We start from the raw sequence: 7,909 nt of genomic DNA, 5'->3' as shown, positions 1-7,909 counted from the left end.
CGCCCGGCGCGGGCAACGGCACATAGTCAGCAGCCGCAGTGTTCAGATAAGCAGGCAGAACACCGTCGAGCACCACACCGTCCGGCAAATGCCGCAACATGAACTCTGCGGACACCACGCGGTTATCGGCATCTACAAGCCGGTACACGTCACGGGCCAGCCGGTCCATGTCGTACTTGGTGGCGTACACCGCCTTACGGGACATAGCCTGCGTGAACAGGTCTAGATAAGCCGGGTCGGTTGCAGAAGTGAAGCGCAGTTCAGCCATTACAAAATCTCCTCAAATTCGTTGTCTGCCACGGTGTAGGGCGCTAAGCCGTCAAGGTCGCCTTCCGTGCCGAGTACGCGCGCGCGGGCATCGGTGAGCAATTCGTTCCCGAGAATGAACCATTTGGCCCCCACGCGGACCGAAGGAAGCTCGCCGTCGCGGCACAAGCGTTGGATCGTACGTGGGTGCGAATCAGTCGCCGCCGCGAAGTCTTTCACCGGAATCAACTCGCCCAGCGCGGGTAACTCTGCCACGTTAAACAACCTCCAAAGTCACCGTGACGAAATACTTACAGGTGTAACCCTATCGCAGATATGAACGAATCGGAATAGACGCGCACAAAAACGCGCCTAACGCCTAGCGGCTATGGAACTGCAACGTTCCGCCCCCTCCTACGCGCGCACGAGGGGATAATCGGTCCGAGTGGTTTAACTGAATGAAGTGCCTTCAGTATCGACGGGCCGCTATGTCGCCGCCTTTGGTGCGCTCGGTGCCCGGGTGGGAGAAATGCGGCAGGGAAACGCCCCGGAGGGGGGTAGATAGGGAATGAATAGAGAATATTTTCTTGTCAGAATTTGAAAATGGCCTCTGACCAGCGTCGCGAAGGTTATATACGGTGATCCCAGCTAGGACCACAACGCAAACCGTCAGGAAACTGACGGTTTTTCTTTTTCTTCAGGCAGTCAGGCTGGGGTCTGCGATTCCTAGCTGCCAATATTGGGGGTTTTGTGCCAGTGTGGGAACTATTCGGCCGTTTTAGGCGACTACTCATTTCGAGTGCGAAAATTACGCACTCAATAGTTTGAACAAGGAGACGAAATGCCCAAACCTGCACATTGCAGGCAAGTTGCACGAGTGGGCGGTATTGCTGCCGCGGCGTTGGCAACTGCTCTGGTTACCTCGGCTCCCGCGGTTGCGCATGACGTTGTTATCGGATCCAACCCCGAAAACAAGTCTGTGGTGCAGGACTTTCCTGAGCGGATCGAGCTGGAGTTTTCTGGCGAGCCCAAGGAAGGTTTCAATACCGTCGCCATCTCACGTACGGAGAATGGAAGCACGGATGTGCTGTTCACCGGCGAACCGGTAATTGAGGGCCGAAACGTCACACTCGACCTTCCGCCAGATCTGCAGCCGGAGGCCGGAGACTACAAAGTTGGCTTCCAAATCGTCTCGTCCGACGGACACGCAACTAAGGGCATGACCTCGTTTAGCTATCAGCCAGATGGCGCTGGCTCGCAATCGCAACAGGATTCGACCGCTACTAACGCTGCAGAAACGAATGAAAACTCAAGCGTTTCTGCTCTCTGGCTGCTTGCCCTTGGCACCATCGTGCTTGCGGTCATCGCGGTGTTGGCCGTGACGAATCGTTCGAAGAAGAGCAAGACCATAACTGATGACGTGCGCAAAGGCGCGCAGTAAGGAAACATGATGAAGAATCGTTTGATGGCCACGGCAGTTGTCGCTGCTTTCGCTTTGACCCCGGCGCTGACCGCCTGCTCTAGCGACTCTAATGAGGCGGCAACCGACACAGCTACCTCGTCCGCTGCAACGTCGGCAAGTGAGACTGCCACGGATGCTGCCGCCACCTCGGACGTTGAACTCGTCGATGGCACTGTGCGTGCAAAGGCTGCCAAGGACGCAGAAAATGGCAGTGATATGACGGCGATCTTTGGCACCTTGAAAAATGGCACGGATGAAGACATCCACGTGATTGGCTTCACTACCTCGCTGGGTGAAGCCATGTACGAAATCCACGAGGTTGTGGATGGCGTCATGCAGGAGAAGGAGGGGGGCATCGTCATTCCGGCCGGTGGCACTTACGAGCTGAAGCCGGGCGGTGACCACTTCATGGTGATGGGCTACCCGGACGAGATTCCTGCTGGAGACACCGTTGATGTCACGCTGCTGACTGAGGGTGGCACCACCATTGATATTCCGGAAGTAGCCGTCCGTACCATGCTGCCGGGCGATGAGGACTACGGCGAGGATGGCCAGGTCATGGACCACAGCCAGCACAAGCACGGCGACGATGCAGCGCATGGCGAACACGCCGAGCACAGCGAAACCGCTGAGCACAAGCACTAGGAGGAGCGAATTCAATGGTTAAGCCACAGCGTGGCGGAGTTTCCCGCCGGGTGTTTCTGGCCGGTGCGGCTGGGGTGGCGGGGGTTGCGTCATCAAGCATGGCGCTCGTTGCGTGTAGCGGTGAGGATGATCGCGAAACTGCATCACGGGCACTTACCGAATCAACTATCGCATTCGATGGCGCTCATCAGGCAGGCATCCAAACGACTACACAAGCGAATCTCAACCTCGTTGGGTTCAACCTCAAAGACGGCGTGGAGGCCGATGGAATCCGCCGTCTAATGCGGTTGTGGACGGAAGATGCGCGAGAGCTCGTCTCCGGCCGCAACCCTTTGTCAAGCCTTGAGCCAGAAATGGTAGACAGGCCAGCAAACCTCACAATCACATGCGGCTTGGGCGAGCGAATCTTTGACGTCGCCGCCCCCAAAAGTAAGCCGGCGTGGCTGCACGACATTGAGCCGATGCCACGGGAGAAACTCGTTCCAGAGTGGGGACAAACCGATATCGTTCTCCAGATCTGCTCGGATGACCCGATGGTGTGTGCATGGGTAATGCGCCACATGACCCGCGCAGGGATGGACTACGTAAAAACTGCGTGGGTGCAGCAAGGGTTCATGAACGCCTACGGCAATATTCCGAAAGGCCAAACCCCGCGCAACCTCTTCGGTCAAGTCGATGGAACCGTCAACCCACATTCGGACGATGAATTCGCGGAGCAGGTGTTTCACGAGGATGGCTCTTCCTCACTGGTAGTGCGCCGGATCGCGATGGATCTCGACGATTGGGAGCGGCTCGACCGGGCTTCACGCGAGGAGTCTGTCGGCCGCAGGTTGAGCGACGGTGCCCCGCTCACTGGCGACAGCGAATTCGACAAACCAGATCTCGATGCAATTGATGAATACGGTCTGCCCGTCATTGACAGGAACTCGCACATGGCGCGAGCAATGCCGCCGAAGGACCATCCGGAGCAGCGTTTCTTACGCAGACCGTACAACTACAACCTTCCGCCGGATCCGAACTCGAAAGGTCTCTCAAATGCAGGCTTGGTCTTTCTGACTTTTCAGAAGGACCCGGATATCCAGTTCACGCCGGTGCTTCGCCGTCTGCTGGAGATGGATCGCCTTAACGAATGGACGACTCACATTGGTTCCGCGGTGTACTGGGTGCCACCGGGCACTGTGGAGCCGGGTAGTGGTAACTCCGGTGATACGTACTGGGGCGAAGCCGTACTTTCCGGCACTCGGGGGTAGAATCCCTATCGACCGGCGTGCGTCTGCGCCGTCGGGACAGTGAACAGCACGATGGGGTTGCGTCCAGGTATGACGCAGCCGAATGACGCGCAAAGGAGCGCACGACACCTATGTCAAACGAAGCAGTAGTCGAGTTTGCAACGTTCGAGGTCCCCGCAGGCACCGCCGTGGGTGCAGCGATGCGGGAGTTGAACTTGCCAAACAAGGGCGACGACGCCGTCGTTTGCGTCTTGGATGCAGAGGGCGAACTCAAAGATCTTTCCCACGTGCCGGAGCAAACCGCCACGTTCACTCCTGTCCCGGCAAACACTGAGCTTGGTCGCTCGGTTATCCGCCACTCCTGTGCGCACGTACTTGCACAGGCTGTTCAGGCGGAGTTCCCGGGAACCAAGCTGGGCATTGGCCCTGCGATTGAAGACGGCTTTTACTACGACTTTGATGTCGCCGAGCCGTTTACGCCTGAAGATCTGAAGACGCTTGAACGGCGTATGAAGAAGATCATCAAGCAAGGCCAGAAGTTTGTCCGCGGTGTCTACGCATCCGTGGAGGAAGCAGCCGAGGATCTCAAGGATGAGCCGTACAAGCTCGAACTGATCAACGACAAGGGCAACGTCGACCCAAATTCCGACGAAGCTACTGAAATCGGTGCAGGCGAGCTGACTCACTACGACAACGTCAATCCCCGCACGGGCGAGGTGGAGTGGCATGACCTGTGCCGTGGCCCGCACGTGCCAACGACGAAGTACATCCCGGCATTCGCACTGACTCGCTCGTCCGCTGCCTACTGGCGAGGCGACCAGGACAACGCTGGTCTGCAGCGTGTCTACGGCACGGCGTGGGAGTCGAAGGAAAAGCTCGACGAGTACATGACCATGCTCGAGGAGGCTGAGAAGCGCGATCACCGCCGTCTTGGCAATGAGCTGGATTTGTTCTCCTTCCCAGACGAGGTCGGTTCTGGTCTTCCGGTATTCCACCCGGACGGTGGCATCGTGCGTATGACCATGGAGCAGCACTCGCGTGAGCGTCACGTGGCAGCCGGCTACTCCTTCGTCAACACCCCGCACGTGACCAAGGGTGACCTTTTCAAGAAGTCTGGTCACCTGGATTGGTACGCGGACGGCATGTTCCCGCCGATGAAGCTCGACGGTGAGGTTGACGCTGACGGCAACGTGACTAAGCAGCCGGTGGACTACTACGCCAAGCCGATGAACTGCCCGATGCACAACCTGATCTTCGACTCTCGTGGTCGTTCCTACCGCGAACTTCCGCTGCGTTTGTTCGAGTTCGGCACGGTGTACCGCTACGAAAAGTCTGGTGTGGTGCACGGTCTGACTCGTGCTCGTGGCTTTACCCAGGATGATGCTCACATCTACTGCACTGAGGAGCAGCTGGAAGAAGAGCTCACCAGCGTTCTGGAGTTCATCATCTCGCTGCTGCAGGACTACGGTCTGGATGACTTCTACCTCGAACTGTCCACGAAGGACCCGAAGAAATACATTGGCGACGACGACATCTGGGAGCGTTCCACGAACATTCTCGAGTCGGTGGCGAAGAAGTCTGGCCTTGAGCTGGTTCCGGACCCTGCCGGCGCCGCTTTCTATGGCCCGAAGATTTCGGTGCAGGCACGCGACGCCATCGGTCGCACCTGGCAGATGTCGACCGTCCAGTTGGACTTCAACCTTCCTGAGCGCTTTGACCTGACCTACACCGCCTCTGACGGTTCGAAGAAGCGTCCGGTGATGATCCACCGTGCACTCTTTGGCTCGATCGAGCGTTTCTTCGGCGTGCTGCTCGAGCACTACGCGGGTGCGTTCCCGGCATGGCTGGCGCCACACCAGGTTGTGGGTATTCCGGTTGCTGATGCGTTTGCCGACCACCTTGATGGGGTCGTCGCAAAGCTGTGCGAGCGCGGTATTCGTGCAGAGGTTGACCACTCGGACGACCGCATGCAGAAGAAGATCCGTACGCACACCACGAACAAGATCCCGTTCATGCTGCTTGCGGGTGAGCGTGACGTTGATGCCAACGCTGTGAGCTTCCGCTTCCTTGATGGCACGCAGATCAACGGCGTGAATGTCGATGAGGCAGTGGAGATCATCGCGGACTGGATCGCGGCGAAACGTAACGATCAGCCGAGTGAGGCAAACGTTGCAGACCAGCGGCAGTAATCATGGCGAGGACCCCTACATCGATACCGGTGTAGGGGCTCCTGACCGTCTTGTACGTCTGTGGGCGCCCTACCGGTCGAGTTACATTGCGTCGGCGCCGAGATCGTCGAAAAGCAATGACCCGTTTCTAGAGATACCGAAACTCAGCGACGAAGACGGATTGATTATTGCCCGTGGCACGCGTGTGTACGCGGTGTTGAACCTGTATCCGTACAACGCGGGACATCTCATGGTTGTGCCGTATCGCAAGGTCGCGGAGCTTGAAGCGCTTGACGACGAAGAAACAACCGAACTGATGGCGTTTGCCAAGCATGCGGTAAAGACGCTGAAGCATGTGTCGAACCCAGAGGCGATTAACGTCGGTTTGAACCTGGGCAAGGCGTCCGGGGGGTCGGTTGGAGATCACCTGCATCTGCATGTGGTTCCGCGCTGGTCCGGTGACTCGAATTTTATGACTGTGCTTTCCGGAACCAAGGTTCTGCCGCAGCTCCTGCGGGAGACTCGCGAGCTGCTGGCGCAGGGGTGGCGCGAGGTCGAACAGGGCGAGGGGAGAAGCCACGATGCTTAGTGTGCATGGGCGTAAACCGGCAGCTGTTGTCGTGGAACCGGTGGCGAAGGGCTTGTTGAAAGCCGGCGTCACGCCGAACATGATCACCCTTGCCGGCACGATTGCCACGATGCTGGCGATGATGGTTCTCATCCCGACGGATCATCTCGTGTGGGCAGCGGTGTTGAGCACGATTTTTGCAGCGTGTGACATGGTGGACGGCACCATGGCGCGATTACGTGGTGGTGGGACGGCTTTCGGCGCAACACTAGACGCCAGTTGTGACCGTCTCACGGACGGCGCCCTGTTTGGGTCGATCGCGATGTGGATGGTCTACGTTGCGGACTTGTCTGCGGTCCACGTTGCAGCCTGCCTAGCTGTGTTGGTCCTCTCGCAGGCGATCAGCTACATCAAGGCGCGCGCTGAAGCCGGCGGCATCAGCGTCGTCGGCGGCCTCATTGAACGGCCAGAGCGTTTGATCCTTGCTTTGGGCGGGCTAGCGCTCGAGGGGTTTGGGGTGCCCAACGCTGTCGTGGTGTCAATTTGGATTCTGTTAGCAGGGTCGTTGTTTACCGTGGTGCAGCGGCTGGTCTTCGCCGCGCGAGACGATCAGGCGAACGCGAAGATGGCGCCACCAGCAGGGGCGTAGATGAGCGGCATTGGAAAGCGTGTGTCTTCGGCGGGTTACATCGCCGGGTGGAAGATCGTCGGGGCGCTTCCGGAGTGCCTCACGCGTCCGTTAGCTGCTGCTGGTGCGGATTGGGTATCAAACGACGGCGCCGGAATGGACATGCTGCGCCGCAATCTCACACGCGTCGTCGGTGCAGAAAACGTCACCAAGGAGCTGGTGCGTGACAGCATGCGTTCCTACGCAAGATATTGGCTCGAAGCTTTCCAACTGCCTCGCATTGCGGATGATCCAAACTTGGATGAGCGACTCACTGCAGGTCTGGTTGGTAGGGAGTATTTGCAGGAGTCGATCGATGCTGGCAACGGGGTCGTACTGACTCTGCCGCATTCCGGGAATTGGGATATGGCGGGAATGTGGCTTGCAAAGCACTATGGAACGTTTACAACGGTTGCTGAGCGGCTCAGGCCTGAGAAGCTGTTTGATTCGTTCGTGGAGTATCGCGAAAGTCTGGGTTTCGAAGTACTTGCCCTCACCGGGGAGAAAACTCCTCCCTATGCAAGGCTCAAAGAGGTCCTCCAAGGCGGGGGCATCGTGTGTTTGATGGGAGAGCGCGACCTTGGGCGTCGAGGTGTGCCAGTGACATTTTTCGGCGAGGATACGACTTTTCCTGCAGGGCCAGCAAAGTTGGCATTGGAGACAGGCGCGGGCCTTCACACGGTGCATACGTGGTTTGCAGGTTCGCAGACGGATCCTGGCTGGGGGATGAGCGTTGCACCTGCGCTGAAAGTAACCACGCTTGAGCGAACGGTGCAGGCAATTGCAGACGAGTTCGCTGTCGCGATTGCCCACCACCCGCAGGATTGGCACATGCTGCAGCCGTTGTGGCCTGTCGATGTCCCGGTTCGCGGGAGGCGCTGGGCGCTCGACAATCGTTCAGTCATCTCAAGGGAGACCTAGCCG

9 protein-coding genes are annotated in these 7,909 nt (G+C 58.3%); 7 read left to right on the top strand and 2 right to left on the bottom strand.

What is annotated here, in order from left to right:
- Positions 1 to 268 (bottom strand): hypothetical protein (locus HMPREF2656_RS13100; protein ID WP_168167548.1); only part of this gene is annotated, 268 nt, incomplete at its 3' end.
- Positions 268 to 522 carry a helix-turn-helix domain-containing protein gene (locus tag HMPREF2656_RS07400; protein ID WP_070816233.1) on the bottom strand — a complete coding sequence of 85 codons (255 nt, stop codon included), beginning with the start codon at positions 520 to 522 and terminating at the stop codon, positions 268 to 270. The genes HMPREF2656_RS13100 and HMPREF2656_RS07400, both read right to left, overlap by 1 nt.
- 565 nt (positions 523 to 1,087) lie before the next feature.
- On the opposite strand from HMPREF2656_RS07400, the gene HMPREF2656_RS07395 reads away from it, so the two are divergent.
- The 7 genes from HMPREF2656_RS07395 to HMPREF2656_RS12840 all read left to right on the top strand — a co-directional run bounded on the left by HMPREF2656_RS07395 (position 1,088) and on the right by HMPREF2656_RS12840 (position 7,906).
- Entirely contained in the window at positions 1,088 to 1,687 is a 600-nt protein-coding gene (locus HMPREF2656_RS07395; RefSeq protein ID WP_070423061.1) for a copper resistance CopC family protein, read from the top strand.
- Positions 1,688 to 1,696: 9 nt separating this feature from the next.
- Entirely contained in the window at positions 1,697 to 2,353 is a 657-nt protein-coding gene (locus HMPREF2656_RS07390) for a copper chaperone PCu(A)C (RefSeq protein WP_070484859.1), read from the top strand.
- A gap of 98 nt (positions 2,354 to 2,451) precedes the next feature.
- Entirely contained in the window at positions 2,452 to 3,603 is a 1,152-nt protein-coding gene (locus HMPREF2656_RS07385; RefSeq protein ID WP_371440659.1) for a Dyp-type peroxidase, read from the top strand.
- Positions 3,604 to 3,713: 110 nt separating this feature from the next.
- Complete coding sequence (gene thrS / locus HMPREF2656_RS07380) at positions 3,714 to 5,771, top strand: threonine--tRNA ligase (RefSeq protein ID WP_070816231.1); 2,058 nt, start codon at positions 3,714 to 3,716, stop codon at positions 5,769 to 5,771.
- Complete coding sequence (locus tag HMPREF2656_RS07375; protein WP_246821668.1) at positions 5,740 to 6,339, top strand: ATP adenylyltransferase; 600 nt, start codon at positions 5,740 to 5,742, stop codon at positions 6,337 to 6,339. Before thrS ends, HMPREF2656_RS07375 begins: the two co-directional genes overlap by 32 nt.
- A complete protein-coding gene (pgsA, locus tag HMPREF2656_RS12845; RefSeq protein ID WP_070816230.1) occupies positions 6,332 to 6,967 on the top strand; it encodes a phosphatidylinositol phosphate synthase in 636 nt (211 codons plus the stop codon). The genes HMPREF2656_RS07375 and pgsA overlap by 8 nt, the downstream gene beginning before the upstream one ends.
- On the top strand, positions 6,968 to 7,906 hold the full coding sequence (locus HMPREF2656_RS12840; RefSeq protein ID WP_070570437.1) for a phosphatidylinositol mannoside acyltransferase: 939 nt from the start codon (positions 6,968 to 6,970) through the stop codon (positions 7,904 to 7,906).
- Positions 7,907 to 7,909: the final 3 nt, after the last annotated feature.

The sequence above is a fragment of the Corynebacterium sp. HMSC034B08 genome, from assembly GCF_001835805.1.
In the GTDB taxonomy this organism is placed as follows: Bacteria; Actinomycetota; Actinomycetes; order Mycobacteriales; family Mycobacteriaceae; genus Corynebacterium; species Corynebacterium coyleae.
The sequence above is the reverse complement of the archived record's forward strand: the minus strand, read 5'-3'. Positions and strand labels throughout refer to the sequence as shown.